General features: G+C 39.0%; 13 protein-coding genes. 2 read left to right on the top strand and 11 right to left on the bottom strand.

Translation table 11 applies throughout. The features are described 5' to 3' along the window. Window positions 1-137: 137 nt before the first annotated feature. Both V7K35_RS18565 and V7K35_RS18560 read right to left on the bottom strand, forming a co-directional pair. A complete protein-coding gene (locus V7K35_RS18565) occupies window positions 138-443 on the bottom strand; it encodes a helix-turn-helix domain-containing protein (RefSeq protein ID WP_335080669.1) in 306 nt (101 codons plus the stop codon). Then, entirely contained in the window at window positions 436-948 is a 513-nt protein-coding gene (locus tag V7K35_RS18560; protein ID WP_335080668.1) for a hypothetical protein, read from the bottom strand. Before V7K35_RS18560 ends, V7K35_RS18565 begins: the two co-directional genes overlap by 8 nt. A gap of 172 nt (window positions 949-1,120) precedes the next feature. On the opposite strand from V7K35_RS18560, the gene V7K35_RS18555 reads away from it, so the two are divergent. Continuing rightward, the gene (locus tag V7K35_RS18555) at window positions 1,121-1,297 is read left to right on the top strand and encodes a ribbon-helix-helix domain-containing protein (protein WP_335080667.1); all 177 of its coding nucleotides are present in this window, start codon (window positions 1,121-1,123) and stop codon (window positions 1,295-1,297) included. A 472-nt stretch (window positions 1,298-1,769) separates the two neighbouring features. Here V7K35_RS18555 and V7K35_RS18550 read toward each other — a convergent pair whose 3' ends face one another. From V7K35_RS18550 to V7K35_RS18510, 9 genes are all read right to left on the bottom strand, one after another. After that, window positions 1,770-2,429 carry a DUF2290 domain-containing protein gene (locus tag V7K35_RS18550; RefSeq protein WP_335080666.1) on the bottom strand — a complete coding sequence of 220 codons (660 nt, stop codon included), beginning with the start codon at window positions 2,427-2,429 and terminating at the stop codon, window positions 1,770-1,772. Between the two features lies 1 nt (window position 2,430). Continuing rightward, window positions 2,431-4,551: a DEAD/DEAH box helicase gene (locus V7K35_RS18545; RefSeq protein WP_335080665.1), complete on the bottom strand. Its 2,121-nt coding sequence runs from the start codon at window positions 4,549-4,551 to the stop codon at window positions 2,431-2,433. Window positions 4,552-4,584: 33 nt separating this feature from the next. Next, the gene (locus tag V7K35_RS18540; protein WP_335080664.1) at window positions 4,585-4,737 is read right to left on the bottom strand and encodes a hypothetical protein; all 153 of its coding nucleotides are present in this window, start codon (window positions 4,735-4,737) and stop codon (window positions 4,585-4,587) included. 83 nt (window positions 4,738-4,820) lie between these two features. Continuing rightward, on the bottom strand, window positions 4,821-6,674 hold the full coding sequence (locus V7K35_RS18535) for an RNA-binding domain-containing protein (RefSeq protein WP_335080663.1): 1,854 nt from the start codon (window positions 6,672-6,674) through the stop codon (window positions 4,821-4,823). An 85-nt stretch (window positions 6,675-6,759) separates the two neighbouring features. Continuing rightward, entirely contained in the window at window positions 6,760-7,908 is a 1,149-nt protein-coding gene (locus V7K35_RS18530) for a restriction endonuclease subunit S (protein ID WP_335080662.1), read from the bottom strand. Next, a complete protein-coding gene (locus V7K35_RS18525) occupies window positions 7,905-9,710 on the bottom strand; it encodes an N-6 DNA methylase (protein WP_335080661.1) in 1,806 nt (601 codons plus the stop codon). Before V7K35_RS18525 ends, V7K35_RS18530 begins: the two co-directional genes overlap by 4 nt. 28 nt (window positions 9,711-9,738) lie before the next feature. Continuing rightward, complete coding sequence (locus V7K35_RS18520; protein ID WP_335080660.1) at window positions 9,739-10,785, bottom strand: hypothetical protein; 1,047 nt, start codon at window positions 10,783-10,785, stop codon at window positions 9,739-9,741. Between the two features lie 38 nt (window positions 10,786-10,823). Further along, entirely contained in the window at window positions 10,824-13,214 is a 2,391-nt protein-coding gene (gene hsdR / locus V7K35_RS18515; RefSeq protein ID WP_335080659.1) for an EcoAI/FtnUII family type I restriction enzme subunit R, read from the bottom strand. Window positions 13,215-13,239: 25 nt separating this feature from the next. Then, entirely contained in the window at window positions 13,240-13,725 is a 486-nt protein-coding gene (locus V7K35_RS18510) for a MerR family transcriptional regulator (protein WP_335080658.1), read from the bottom strand. A gap of 68 nt (window positions 13,726-13,793) precedes the next feature. Between V7K35_RS18510 and cas12k the strand changes: the two genes are divergently transcribed. Then, the gene (gene cas12k / locus V7K35_RS18505; protein ID WP_335080657.1) at window positions 13,794-15,701 is read left to right on the top strand and encodes a type V CRISPR-associated protein Cas12k; all 1,908 of its coding nucleotides are present in this window, start codon (window positions 13,794-13,796) and stop codon (window positions 15,699-15,701) included. Window positions 15,702-15,781 lie beyond the last annotated feature (80 nt).

Below are 15,781 nucleotides of genomic sequence, written 5' to 3'. Positions count from 1 at the left end.
TGATTTAACTGGCTAATTTGGGTTGAATAAAACTTAAATTCTGGTTTAAAAATTTCCTACACAAAAGCCACCCTAGTGTGAGGGTGGCTGCTAAAGAAATGTCAGGTTGATATTGAAATTTGCTAACTTTTCAATTCCTATTTATGCCGATTAGGGAAACAGACCTTTTTTAAGAGTTCTTCAGGAATACCCTCAAAGCCTTCTAGTAGAAAATCCATCAGAGCAAGATGGCGTAAATCGGAAGGCATGGGACGGCGATAGTTGCGCCCTTTAGAGAACCAGCGCCGGACAGTTGAAACTGAACGGGAGCAAATTCGGGCGATCGCCTCATGATTAACATCCCATTTGGCATAAAATTTATTAGGTGTCATTCCTAGTTGACAATGGCTATAAAGGTCAATCAGGTTTTGCTCACGTTCTTGTAGAGGGCGGGGATTAGTCATATACTGGCTCTCCTGACAGTGGTTCTAAATCCTTCTCCCAAGCAATATCGGCAGATGTCCAAGCGGCACTGAGGCTGTCTTTGCTTAACCAAATTAGGTAGCACCAACTCCAGCAGCAAAGATGGGGAGCAAAACTGTAAAATCTGCCGATCACTATTCCCCAGTCGGTGTTAGAACCAAGCCAGCGTAATCTATCGCCGTACAAAAAGCGGGGTGTTTTCGCTGTATCAGGAAAATCGTCGGGTAAATCAACAGAAAGTTTCTGGTTAATGAACTCTGGAAATAAATATTGGTGATTTTTAGCAACTGCACTCAAATAATTAGCTATCAGTTCAGCATCAAGACTCTGGGTTAGTTGAGCAATCAGTACCACCGCTAAAGTTTCTTGTTCTTGCTGTCCACAGTAATCGCTGAGTTTCGCCAATAGTTCAGCAATACCGAAGTCATCTAAAGCTTGTAGATAACTTTTATGTTCATCTGTTTTGGAGCAAACAGGCTTTAACATGGAATATGTCTCCTGTATAGAGGGGGCCAAAAGTCAGCGTCTTCCCTGCAAAAGTTGAGCGCTGGCTTTTGACTTATCAGTAATTATACATATTTTTAAAGTTAATTTATTTTTATTTATGTGTTTTTATTGATTTAATATAGAAACACATAGATAAGTTGATGATAGTCACATGGGGAAAGTTGTAGTCAGTATTTACATGGAAGAAGAAGACAAGGAAGCTCTGCAACAACTGGCGGATGCAGAGGAGCGTTCTTTGTCTCAAATGGCAGTGTTAATTCTGAAACGATCAATTAAACAAGCACAGGCGGAAGGAACAATCCCACCGACTCAGGAAAAAAGTAAATGAGGTGAGCGCATAGTGTGTATGCAGGAGATTCACTGCTGTTATAAAACGATATTATACTGGTGAATACTGGTAACTAATATTTACACGGTGAGTATTACCACAATTTACGTTTCCTGTCAGAATTTCTAAAGGTTGTGGGAAGGTGTAAGATTCGGCATTATTTAGTAGATGGAAAGATAATAAGTTATTAGTACTGCTTGATTATTCATAAGAATTCAGGTCATACTAAAATCTCTACGATCATTTCCTGATAAAGCTTTTCGGGGATTAACCGCAAATTTTTATTCTCAATAATAATTGCGTAACGACTATATTTTCCTGCCTTATTGCGGCTAAAGGTATGTTAATAAGCCAAAGTCAAATTTTAAACTGCCTCTGTGACTGGATTTAAAACACCTGAATCCTTATGAATTATTCACTAGGCCAACAGATTGTATGATTTGGGCAACCAGCAAAAATTATCTAAATTAAATTAATAAATAGCTATGTGCAATACTTTCTTCTCTCCAACAGTTATCGTTTTGTCGAAAAGGTTACTTGAAAAAGTAAGATCATCTGTAAATTTTCTAAAAGCAGTATTGTAAAAACTACGAATAATAAAGGATATGAAAATACTTGGTGCGATTGGGGAACAAACAGGTATTCTACAATTTTTAAATTGTCCCAAGGTTAGATGGCATTTGGGGTGATCTAATTCTTTATGATTGTCTGGATCATAATCGAATCTAATTGGTACTGGTAATATATTTTTTGCTATTATATCTGCATATATTTCGTCTTCTTCATAAATTGTAGGCTCATTCTGGAAAACTTCTAAAAATGGTGATGGTAGAAAAGCAAGCCTATGTGAAATTAGCTCGGACTTTTTATAAGTATACAAAAGCTGTATTAACGCACCATCAATCATTTTGAAGTTATAGTTTTTACCTCTGTCTAGTTCATGATATATGTCCTTGTAATCAATATTTTTCAGTGCTATTGAGAGATCCTGCATACCAGAATATGCAATTTCATAACTATCTTTACCAATAGATGTAGATGACGGAAAATTTTGTTGATCACACAAACTAACTTCTATTAGTTTTTGAGTTATGGTATTAATTTCTCTATAAATTTCTTGATGACTAGTCATTTTAAAGCAGGTAATTCTTAAATTTTTCTATTAGTTCTTGTGGCAAATCTTCTTTGTGTATAACACCATTGTCTAAATCCTCAACAATATCTCTGAAATTTCTTTGGTTTTGACTTCTACGCTCACGCTCTTTAGGGCTCATATCTCTATTGATAACATTCATTCTTATTCGTTCTTCTTCTGTAGGATAGTTAAATTCAAGAACAAAGTTTCTTTTTCTAACTTCTTCAAATTCCTTCACCAAACCCCTCATATTTTCGCCATAGCCTAATACTCTTAACCAAGCTTTACTTCTTGTCATGGCGGTAAACAAGATATTTCTTTTTTGGGAAAGTTCTGTACCAGAGAAGCATTCATGGGCATTTATAACATATATCATCGCAGCTTCATTTCCCTTTGCTCTATAGATACCTGTGAAAGTGACTGCTTCTTCACTAAAAAATTCATCACGGGAATTTGTTACTCCAGCTAGGTTAGAATTAATCTTTTTTTCAAAAAGTAAAGCCCTAGAGCTTCCAACGGCATCTTTAGTTGTAAACGGGTTAGAATGGATAATCATTATGTCATCATACTTTAATTCATCTTCTATAATGTTCTTCTCTATTTCATTGACTAACCATTCATTTTGTTCGCGGTTGTTATTAAATGACTTAAATATAATTAAGTCATCAATAGTTGAGTGAGATTCAAGGAATATTGGACTAGTATTGCTAGTTCTACTAAGCTTTACAGGCTTTCCTTCATCTAGGTTTCCTTCTTCTACTTCGTAACCAATATCTCTCCATAATTCTGCATCATCAAACATTTGGATTAATCCTTCATTTCTATATATTCCAAAACCCAAAGCATGTGCAGAAGTTAGGAGTGGGCGAGAATTTCTATAGCATTTCTCTAATATAATGTCTTGTTTTGCTTTTCCTGATCTATTTTTAAGTTGAACACATGCATTCCCGTAAGTATCTTTTCCAAAGATTACTTCTGGTGATTCCATTGTCTTATTGTTCAGGTTTTGTAACTCATCATATGCATAAACTAGTCTTTTCGGCGGCTTCAAAATTTTGTAACAAAGATGTAGAAAATGTTTAGAAAAATCTTGTGCTTCATCAATTAGTATTGCATCATAATACTGGTCAAAGGTGTGAATTTTATTGAGTGCTTCCTCACAAACTTTGTCAAATTCTTGACCATTTGCATTGGTGAGTCTTTTGGCTGCATTTAAATCTCTAAATTCAATATTATGTTTTTTACATACTTCATAATAAATTCCTTCTGTTGAGGGGCTTCCCCAAGCGTGAATAATTTTTATTTTTTCCCAGTCCGGCTCCTCACTCGTATGTTCAATACTAAAAGTGTTAATAAAGTGTTTAAATTGATTTTTTAGAGAACGAGTATTAAAAGTAACAGCAATATTCCAATCAGGATGTTTCGCCTGTAAATATGCAACTTTAAGAGCTAGAACTATGGTTTTACCTGAGCCAGCAAGTCCTCTAATTCGCTGTACACCATCTACAGTTTCAAGCACAGCAGCAGCTTGATTATTATCTAGGTTGGCGATAGAATCTTCCAGTTTTTGGAGTTTTGCACCCCTGGAATCTTCTAGCTTAATATAGGCACGTTGACGACTTCTTTTTCTTATGGTAGTTATAGCTTGTATGACTGAGTTAAGGCTTTCAAAATATTGGTTTTGTTCCCATTTGCAAGATTTTAAATACTCTTCTAGGGCAGCCTCATTAGTTATGATGGGATAGTCTTCTGAAATATTATTTGGTGTATTACTCAATGCAGGTACAAATGTTACAACACTGATTGGCACCATAAGCTTCCTTTTTTTAACCAGAGCTGTATGCTGAAGTAGTTTTGATTCAACTTTGGTTGCACTTTCATCTTGTGTCTTTTCTATATCTATGTCAGTATTAGTTCCCTCAATAATATTGAAAATAACAACGCCATGCTCTCTGGATAATAAAAGAGCATCAATTTGATAACCCCCTTGAGGCGTTCCTATGATTGGGTATCCCAGATATAAGCTGCCATCTATATCGTCTCTTCTCTCAAAATAATCAGCTAGCCTTCTAGATGAAACTGGCTTATTATCTACATCACCTCGAATAACATTAACCATGAGATGTTGTTTTACATAAAGTATCTACCTCTATTATCTTTCAACTTGAAGTAATCGTCCTGTGCTACTTGATATCTGTCGCTGTTCTCTGGAATTACATTTGAGCCTCATTTTGATATGCGCGATCGCACCTCCCAACCCAAACTCTACAGCATCAAGCGATCGCCTCATCAATTTGTCTTCCAAGTACTTACTCCACTAAGAAGTTTATGTAGTTTGAAACACAATTTTTGCAATGAAACTACCTTGAACTAGCAAGAAGCGTTTGACTACAGTAGGTTTCTATTTGGTGAAGATTTGTATGCCTGCTGAGGGTGATTTAGTTGTTCGGGGTATCGCAGTTCTATTAATCCCCGGTCTAACATTAGGCTTAAATAGTGGTTCCTAATGCTGTCCGGTTTACGGTTGAGTAAGTGAGCTAATGTTCGGAGTGCTAGATAATGTTCGGAGCAAAGTTCTAAGATCACACGCTCGACTAACTCTTGATCTACGCGGCTTTTCTCACGAACAGGGACGGCAATATCTTTTAGACGCTTGTAATGTTCGGAGCTTAGTCCGTAATGTTCGGAGCTTGGCTCGTAATGTTCGGAGCTTGGCTCGTAATGTTCGGAGCTTGGGAGCAGCGCAAGTAAATCCGATTGTTGTTGGTTGACTAAAGCGTAGTACGTCCCACGACCGCGACCAGAGCGTTCTAACCAACCATTATTTACCAAACGCTTGAGGCAGTCTCCTATGTCTCTAGGATGTTCGCGTCTGTAACACTGAATATCACTGTTACAAATATCTCCAAATTGATGCGCTAGTACCAAGATAATGCAATCTAGCTCTGTTAGTTCACAATAGTCATCCCCTATAATCTCCCTTAATTCTTTCTCGACATTTTCGGGAATTAGGCTCACCATTGGTAATGTAACTGATGTCATTTCTAAATCTAATTCTTCTGATACCAGGGGGTAAAACCATTGCTGCTCTTTCCAAGCGCGGAGAATTTTCCCAAAACCTGAGCCGGCCTTCTCACCTAAACCAAGCATTTGAAACATCTTTTGCAAGTTGGGATTCCGAGGATCGCTAATACCACCATCATAAAGTTGTTGAAGAGAGATTCTTAGGCGACCGGGATTATAAAATAAAAAACTATTTGTGAATTTGGTAACTACTAGAGGGCGAGTAGATACATGATCTGCGTGGATAAGGGAATTAACTAGAGCTTCTCGAAGTGCCTCGTGTACGTGAGTTTCACCTCGCCGCACAGCATCCCTATCAAGTTGAAATGGGACATTTATATCGTTGACTAGACGACTGTAAACGCGATAATAGAAGTTGAAAAGATTAGGCTCCCATTTGCCATCAAGCGTCAACCTATAAGTCCACCGAGTTTCTGGATCTTTAGAAAGCTGTTCCTGATAATCAAGTTGGTAGTGAGGAAGTGCATCTAAAATGCTTCGTTCACGCCCAAACATGAGTAAACCTGCTAGTGTTAGTCCCTCTTTACCTGTAAAGCGATCGCACCGCCAGCCACCTAACTGAATTAGCAAATTTTTCTCGTCTAATGCTAACCAAGGGTGATCGGGTTCCCTAGAACTAAACCTTTGACGAAATGATTTAAGCGTTTCTACGTCAAGATCGCTGAGATTAAACCCTTCTAAAATCTTTATGTCTTGAGGTTCATTACTGGCATCTTGAAACATCTGCTGCACTTCCTCTGGAGTGCAACGGTAATCTCCTTCAAAATTCCGCTTGTATGTGCCAGTCATTGGGTTGTTATTTATGTACACAGGACGCTGTGTTCGTGTAGCTCTAAGTACTTTTATAACGACCAAATTGTGTGCTTCAACCTTTACAATTTGTACATCAGAGTTGGAACATATTGGCTTGTTGAGTTTTTGTGGGTTGTTATGGTTATTCCAAAAGTTTTTTAATAATCCATCTGGGTTGCGTACTCCAGAAATGGCAAGTCCACCTTTGCCTTCGCTGACACCTAGTACAATGTAGCCTCCGTCTGTATTTGCAAATGCGGATACTGTTTCCCATATATCATTGGGGAATCCACCATCTGCGGACTTAAACTCAATTTCTTGGTCTTCTCCAAGGTTGATGCGTTGGAGTAATGTTTCTAAGTCCATTTACAGACCTCTGTTAGTCAACTTTATCTATTATGGCTTAGTTAAATTTACCAACTATGGACAAAGTTTACACCCTTATTTTTTCTTAAAGTTCACCTTTAAAGGCTTTGTCTAGGATGGAAGGCAGCAGCGCATCAAGTTCTTTCATTGCTTCTTCTCTTAGGCGTTTCGTTTTGTCTACTTTGACTTGCAATTCATTGAGGTAGGAAACTATGCGGCGCTGTTCAGGGAGGAGCGGGACTGGAATTTTGAAATTTAAAAGCTTTGGTGTTTCTAGTTTTCGCGTATCGTGTGTAGATTTTTCCACCAATTCCAAAAGTAAATCATTAAATGTCCAAAGAACACAGCATAAATACTCCGGTGTGATTTTTTTACTTGGAATTAATGCCTTCATGTCCTGATTAATGACTGCTGGTACTTTTAAAATCGCTGAGGGGACTGTGTGCGCGAGAATCATACCCCTAACAACTATTAAAACTGAACCTATTTCCAGCAGTTTAGCTGGTGATTTGAGGGTTGCTTCCTCTGATATATGGTCAATGGAATCATTTATTTCTCTACGCTTCATATCCTTGGGAGATATCCAAGGTATTGACCCTTCCCAAAAAAAAGGATTTTGTTTAGACGGAGTTCCACCACCTTGAACAGTTACCAGTTCTCGCAAAGGTTGTCTATCAGCTTGTGTTAATTCATTAAATATTACTTTGGTACTTGATACCCGAAGTACCTCTGTTTCTTCAAGTGCTTTTTGGCGTAGCGATCGCACTTCCTCAACCTTCCCCATCAGTTCCTCAACCCGCGCCACAATCTGTCGCTGTTCCTCTAGCGGTGGTAGGGGAATTTCAACTTCAGCTATGTCTTGTTCTTTAAGTGACACATTGGCAGTACCACGCATGAGGGGGACTAAATACTCATCTTTTTTTACCATCAATAAGTGGTATAAATATTTAGCACTACATATATTTTTATCTTTAGGGATAAGAGCAACTAAAAGATTTGCTAGAGCAAATTTACCATCTTGATAATGAACTCTATGAATTGCTGCATCTCCATGGCCTGTTGAAGAAATGAGAGGAATACAGACAGCTTCACCATCTATTTGATATGTACTCGCAGTGCGTCTGTATGCAGCAGTGACAACAAAAGGATATTCCCCTGGTGGTGTTTTCATTGTAGGGTATGTGCCCTTGACCATTGTGCAAATATCAGCAATTTTAGATTTTGCGTAATTCATTTATCTTCAGATGAGAATATTTGCTTAATTTCTTGCATAATCTCAGCAATTCGCATATCCTTTGCTAAAATATCAGCTAGCAATTGCTCAGGCGGTAAATGTGCAAAATCTGGCTGACTATTGGGATTTCTAAGGTCAAGATTATAAATAGCCCAGTAAATAGCATCCCCTTTAGCTCTCTCTTCTTTAACAATCTCGCGCTGAATTTGCTCCTCAGTTTGAGCCTGTTTCACCTCATTCTTGACTAGCTGAATCTGATTCTTAGTCCGTGCAATATCTTTTGATGGGGAAAAGTCCAAAATTGAATTCTGTAAGCTTTGGATTTTATCAACTAATTCCTTAACTGTCTTTACCAACTGATTAGCCGTTTCCTCTGCCTTCTTAGCAGCATCCTGATGAAGTGTTGCTTGATTTCTCGCCTGCTTATAAGCTTCCCTAAATTTATACTTATAAGCCTGTCCATTCTCTTCTCGGTTCTTCCACCATGCTACACATTCAGCAAAATCTTCATCCTGTACCGGCTTAGTTTTGGTGAAAGTTTTCCGTCCTTCTGGCAACGCAATTTCATAGTACCAAATCTCATCCGTTTGTCCAGAACGGTCAAAAAATAACAAATTTGTAGGAATATCTGTATAAGGTGCAAACACCCCTTTAGGTAAACGGACAATGGTATGCAGATTAAAATCCTTGAGTAAATCTTCCTTGAGTTTGGCGCAAGTATTATCCCCAAATAGTACCCCATTGGGAAATACTACTGCGGCGCGTCCTGGTTTTGGTCTTTGTCTGAGACGACGCATAATCAACTGAAGGAATAACAAGGCTGTTTCCTTAGTTTGTCTATTTGGGGGAAAGTTATTTTTAATTCTGTCTTCTTCCTCGCCCCCAAACGGTGGATTTGTGAGAATCACGTCTACCCAATCTTTTTCACCCATCTCCGAAAGGGTAAACCGCAGACTATTACCATCATCAATATCGGGATATTCAAACCCATGTAACAGCAAACTCATGTGCGCTAACATCAAAGGCAAGGATTTTGCCTCACCGCCAATAATGCTTTTTTGCAATATCTGCCAATCTTGGGCGCTACAATTCTTTTTCAGGTATTCATACGCCTCCACCAAAAAGCCACCTGTTCCGCAAGCAGGGTCAAAAATCGTTTCCCCCAGCTTCGGTTCCATCACCTGCACGATAAATCGCACTACCGGACGGGGGGTGTAAAACTCTCCCGAATCTCCCGCAGCGTCCCGCATTTCTTTCAGCATGGACTCATAAAGGGTGCTGAGGAGATTCACTTCTTCTGATTTATCAAAGTGAATATCATTTACCTTATTCAGCACATCCCACAGCAAAGTCCCGCTAATCATGCGGTTAGTGACATCTTTGAAAACTTTGGCGATGACATCAGCGCGATCGCGTCCGGTTTTGCTTTTGAGATTCCGCAAATAGGCGAGTAAGCCTGCACCTTTGATGCCATCTGGTAAAATTGCCTCATCATTGTTGATGAAACTTTTCAGGCGATCGCCAGTAAAATTTTCATTAGCTGCCCAATCTCGCCAGCGATAAGGCGGTTGAATCGTTGGTTTATAGGATATTCCCTCTAATTCTGCTTCCACCTCATGCAGTTTCTCGGAATCATCCAAAAGTTTCAAGAACATAATCCAAGTTAACTGCGGGAGACGGTCTAACTCTCCATTCAATCCCTTATCCGTCCGCATGATATCACGCGCTGACTTAATCACGCTTCCTAGTTTTTGTGCTGTAGTTACGGTTTTATCGTTTTGTTTGGTAGTGCGTTTGGGCATTGATTGTCAATTAATAAAAAGCCTTATCTTAATTCTTACAGGTTAATTTTTCTTCTAATTTTTGTATATTATCTTGATTAGATATTAAAACACCTAATCGACGTAAATTATCACCTAGTGATACATTATTAGAATGTTTTCTCACTAGATCATTACCAACAAAGTTCACCAACCAACCTTGAAAATTTTGTTGTCCTCCTGCGAGGTTAATTATCATATTGTGCCAAATAAACTGAATTATCTCATAACTAAAAAACCCTGTTTGGATAAAAATTATCCACTTTTCTTCATTTAAAGTTTCCGCTAATATTATTACAGCAGATCCCCAATCTTCTATAATGGACAAACTTTCATCTTTAAATTTAGGCAGGCATATCTCCTGCCCCTCTCTGTCAAAAAAATCACCTGAAACTTTTTGATTATCAAATAATTTTATCAAATTTAATATTCTATTTTTTACACCTTTGGTCATTTCCGTAAACGGGGAACGCATAGGTGAATCTATGTAGCGAATCTCTGGAATATATCTCTCAGTAAACTCTTGGTTCTTGATATTTCTTTCTAGAAGTGACAAAAAATCTGTAATAATTTCTCCCAGTAGAGTAATACTTTTTCCAGTATTTAACTGTACAGAAAAATGATTTATTCGATTTCGATATTTATTAAGATTAAGAATCTTGTCGCCTAAAGTTTCTTGATTATTATCTCCTTTTTTTAATTCCTCTAGACCCAGCATTATACGCGCTCGTTTTAAAGCATCTTCGCATCCAATTGAATGTGGGGAATCATCCTCTTCAAAGACATCGATTATAGTAGCATTAGGTTTTATATTAACAAGCTTCTCAAATTTATTAATTGCATCATTTATATTTGCAAAAATTAAGTATTCGTTTGTTTGAATTAGTAATAACTTCAGCCCAATTTCAATTCCATGCTGAATCCAAATTATTGATTCTTTGAGTAACCAAGCATCTTGATTATTTTTGGATTCAATGTGCAATTCATAGCCTCTTTTGAAAGAATGATAAAAATTCTCTTCTAAACCTATACGTAAATTATTATTTGTTTTATTCATCAATCTCTCGGTAATTTTATTTAAAATTGTTTGCAATTTTAGGCAGTATAAAGTAAATTTTGTAAATAAGTTACCGCTTTTTTCAATTCCTGAACACCCCCAAACCGTTGAGCAATTTCTACTACGTTGCCATATTTATCAAATTCGCGGTTAGCCTTAAATGTTGTTGGAATATTAAATTCCTCAACTCCTTTTTCTGCATACTTGTCCAAAAGTATTTCTAAAATTGCCCTAGCATCCTCCCCATATTGCTCAAAAAAGTCAGCCTTGCGACGACGCAACCTTTCAGCCCGTTGCTTGCAAGTCAGCACCGGAGCATCAAAGGCAATATGACATAGTAAATCAAAAGGGTCAGCTTCGGGAAGCTTAGTAACTTGTTTTAACTCATCAAAATCAATTCCCCGATCTGCCAACAATTCAATAATTTCTGAACGCTGCTCTGGATCTGCCCAGCGTTGCTGTATTTCTATGGTAGAACGATACAGAATCCTAACTTGCTCTCTGGTGTAGTCAATTAGTTGAGACAAGCGCAGTTGATTGTCTGGGTTTAAATCATAAATTCTCTCTTCAACAATTTCTTCACTTCCCCCGTCAGCGTAATATTTCCGAGGTGGTTCGTCATCATCATCTGGGATTCCCCAAAATCCAGACCTTTCATCCTCTTCCAAGTCGTCTGTTTCCTCTTCTAACTCTGCTGACTTCAACTCCTCCTCATGTTCAGAGAGTATTTTCCCCTGATCATCAATCTCTGATTCATTAATAAGTGCGGGTTCTCCATCAAAATCTCTATCTTCAAACAACACCGTGCTATTGGTATAGTCGAGTATATTAAACGATCGCTTCCCCCGTTCTTCTCGTACACGAGTTCCCCGTCCAATAATCTGCTTAAAGTCTGTCATTGAACGAATAACACGAGCAAGCACAACATTTTTACAGGTAGGAATATCTACACCAGTTGTTAGCAATTTAGCTGTAACAGCGATAATGTGAGTTTCATCTAAGACATCTTTAAATTTATACAGATGTCCCTTACCAACATCACCAGCATCAGAAGTAATGCGAGTTATGTAGTCAGGATTTGTTTTGGTGATATCGCTGTTGAGGTTGCGTAATTCCTTAATCATTGCCTTAACGTGTTCCTCATCTACGCAGAAGACAATGGTTTTGGCATAGCGATCGCCACTTCTCAAAAAATCAGTAATGTGTTGTGCGATCGCCTTTGTCCGGGCTTCTCTCACCAATTTCCGCTCAAAGTCTGGAGTGAGATAAACTTCATTGGGAATTGTTCTGCCATAGCGGTCAATTTGTCCAGCGTTAGGTCGCCATCCTTCCCGATCGGAACGGGTAGTAATCCGATAAACTCGATAGGGAGCTAAGAAACCATCATCAATCCCTTGTTTGAGGGAATATGTATAAAGGGGATTGCCAAAGTAGCGATAGGTATCAACGTTATCATCGCGTAGCGGTGTCGCTGTCAGTCCCAACTGATACGCTGGTTCAAAATGTTCCAGAATTTGTCGCCAGTTACTTTCATCCCTGGCGCTACCCCGGTGACACTCATCAACAATAATCAAGTCAAAATAATCAGGATTATATTCTCTGTAAAGTCCAAAGCTATATTGTGTATCACCAATTGCTTGATAAATAGCAAAGTAGAGGTCACGTCCTTTTTTTGCTTCCCCCTGAATTTTGTAAATTTTCTCCTGATTAAACGCAGAAAAATCCTTATTCATCGGGTCATCTACCAGCACATTCCGATCTGCCAAAAACAGAATTCTAGGGGAACGAGATTCTCCAGAAGCATTCCACTCCAAACTTGACAGTTTCCAAGCAATTTGGAAAGCAACAGTAGTTTTACCTGTTCCCGTTGCCATTGTCAGCAGTAGGCGCTTTTGACCTTTAAAAATTGCCGCTAGTGCAGCATTAATTGCATTTCGTTGATAGTAACGCAGTGGTTTATCTGGAATTGGATAAAACGGAGTCAACAGTTTTTCTGCTATGTCTTCTCTAATTTGCTCTTTAGCTTCCCCTGTTAATCGTCGCCAAAGTTCATCAGGACTAGGAAAAGAGTCTATTACATCAGATTGTTTACCCGTGATGAAATCAAATTCTACGATCCCTTGTCCGTTAGTAGAGTAAGCAAACCTCACCCCTAAAAGATTGGCATAGTCTATCGCCTGTTCCAGTCCCTCATCTGGTGTTTTGTGTTTTCTCTTTGCTTCCACCACGGCTAAGGGAAATTCTCCGTTATATAGGAGTAAATAGTCTGCAAATTTCCGTTTGCCACGAGATTGGTGCTTATTTTTCGGGCGAATCTTGCCATCAGTAAAGTAATACTGCTCATAGTAAGCATGGGATTCTGTTTCCCATCCTGCATCCTTTAACTTTGGCTCCACATACTTACGGCAAGTATTCGCTTCATTGCTCATTTCTTATTTTTCTTGACTTCATTATTTACTCGTCCAATTTAACCGCTAACCTCTGATAAATCTCGTCCAACCACACGGGAATTACAGGCTTACCTGCATCTAAAGATGCGATCGCCTTTTTTCTGTCAAACTCCACAAGCTCAAGTGAGGCAGCCCCCGTCTTGGCGGTTCCCGTCGATGGGGGACTGCCGAACCCGGAGGGCGATCGCTCCTGCACTTGGGGCAACAACATAAACCGCTTACCTTTTCCTGAAATAAATAACTCTGGCTCTTGGTCTTTCAGCTTTTTGAGCGTGGTGCTGGCTATGTCAAAACTTAACCCCACAGATAGCCAATATGACATTGCAGCCAGTTCCAGCAAATTAGATTTTGAGTAATAAATACTACGTCCTGTCCCAGTCTCACTGATGACAGGAACAATTACCCCCCTTTCTCGCCAATACTGTAGCTGACGGAGGGTGCAGCCTGTGATTTCAGCAGCTTCCTTGCTTGTAAAAAATGTCTCCTGCATACAACTTATTTTACAGAAGACTTGTTTAATACAAATGTGTTAGTATTAGACAGTTTTGTTTTAAAGCGATGAGTAAAATCACTATTCAGTGTCGCCTTGTAACCTCAGAGTCATCACGCCAGCAACTATGGAAGTTGATGGCGGAGTTAAATACGCCACTGATTAATGAACTACTACGTCAGGTAAGTCAACATCCAGAGTTTGAAACTTGGCGGCAAAAAGGCAAACACCCCACTAGTGTTGTCAAAGAACTCTGCCAACCTTTGAAAACTGACCCTCGTTTTATTGGTCAGCCTGGACGGTTTTATACGAGTGCGATCACCACAGTCAATTACATCTACAAATCTTGGTTAGCACTGATGAAGCGATCGCAGTTCCAACTAGAAGGCAAAATTCGCTGGTTGGAAATGCTCAAAAGTGATGTTGAATTGGTCGAAAATAGTGGTGTCAGCTTAGATAGTCTTCGCACTATAGCTGCTGAAGTTTTGGCTGAATTTGCTCCCCTTAATACTGCTAAAACTCAATCAATGAATGGGAAAAAAGCTAAAAAGCGCAAAAAATCTCAAAATTCAGATAGCAACAATTTATCAAAGAACTTATTTGAGTCCTATCGCAAGACAGAAGATAACTTGACTCGATGTGCTACCAGCTATTTACTAAAAAATGGTTGTAAAATAAACGATAAAGAAGAAGACGCTAAAAAATTTGCTCAACGCCGCCGTAAACTTGAAATTCAAATTGAACGCCTCAGAGAACAGCTAGAAACACGAATTCCCAAAGGTAGAGATTTAACATCTGCCAAATGGTTAGAAACTATTATTGTTGCCGCTCATAACGTTCCAATAAATGAGTCCGAGGCAAAATCTTGGCAAGACAGCCTTTTAAGGCAATCCAGCAAAGTACCTTTCCCAGTAGCTTACGAAAGCAACGGAGACATGACTTGGTTTAAAAACCAGTTCGGGCGCATCTGTATAAAATTCAACGGTTTGAGTGAGCATAGTTTTCAAGTGTATTGTGATTCTCGCCACCTTCACTGGTTTCAACGCTTCCTAGAAGATCAACAAATTAAGAAAAATAGCAAAAATCAGCACTCTAGTAGCCTATTCACCCTGCGTAGTGGGCGTATTGCTTGGCAAGAAGAGGAAGGCAAAGGCGATCCTTGGAATGTTAATCGTTTAACCCTCTACTGTTCTGTAGATACCCGCCTATGGACGACTGAAGGAACGAATCAAGTAAGGGAAGAGAAAGCTGAAGAAATCGCTAAAATTATCACTAATACAAAAGCCAAAGGCGACCTTAATGAAAAACAGCAAGCCCATATAAAACGCAAAAACTCCACCTTAGACAGAATTAATAACCCTTTTCCTCGCCCCACAAAACCTTTATATAAAGGACAATCTCATATTCTTGTTGGAGTTAGCCTCGGCTTAGAAAAGCCTGCAACGCTAGCGGTAGTAGACGGTACTACAGGTCAAGTAATCACCTATCGCAGCATCAGACAACTACTGGGTGATAATTACAAACTACTAAATCGACAGCGACAGCAAAAGCATTTTTTATCCCACCAACGCCAAATAGCTCAAACGCTTGCTGCACCAAATCAGTTTGGAGAATCTGAGTTAGGGGAATATATAGACAGATTACTCGCCAAAGAGATTATTACGATCGCCCAAACATACTCTGCTGGAAGTATTGTTTTACCCAAATTAGACAATATGCGAGAGCAAGTTCAAAGTGAAGTTCAAGCCAAAGCTGAACAAAAATCAGACTTAATAGAAGTTCAACAAAAGTATGCCAAACAGTACCGAGTTAGCATTCATCAATGGAGTTATGGCAGACTGATGGCAAATATTCACTCGTCAGCTGTTAAAGCTGGAATTGTTATAGAGGAGTCAAAACAGCCAATTCGAGGTAGTCCACAAGAGAAAGCGAAAGAATTAGCGATCGCCGCTTACCATTCCCGCAAAATAAACTGATTGACAAAACACCGAACCTTGACAATAGAATAAGAATACTCAATAGCGCCGCAGTTCATGCTTGTTACAAGCCTCTGTGC

Source organism: Nostoc sp. (genome assembly GCF_036917275.1).
In the GTDB taxonomy this organism is placed as follows: domain Bacteria; phylum Cyanobacteriota; class Cyanobacteriia; order Cyanobacteriales; family Nostocaceae; genus Nostoc.
The sequence above is the reverse complement of the archived record's forward strand: the minus strand, read 5'-3'. Positions and strand labels throughout refer to the sequence as shown.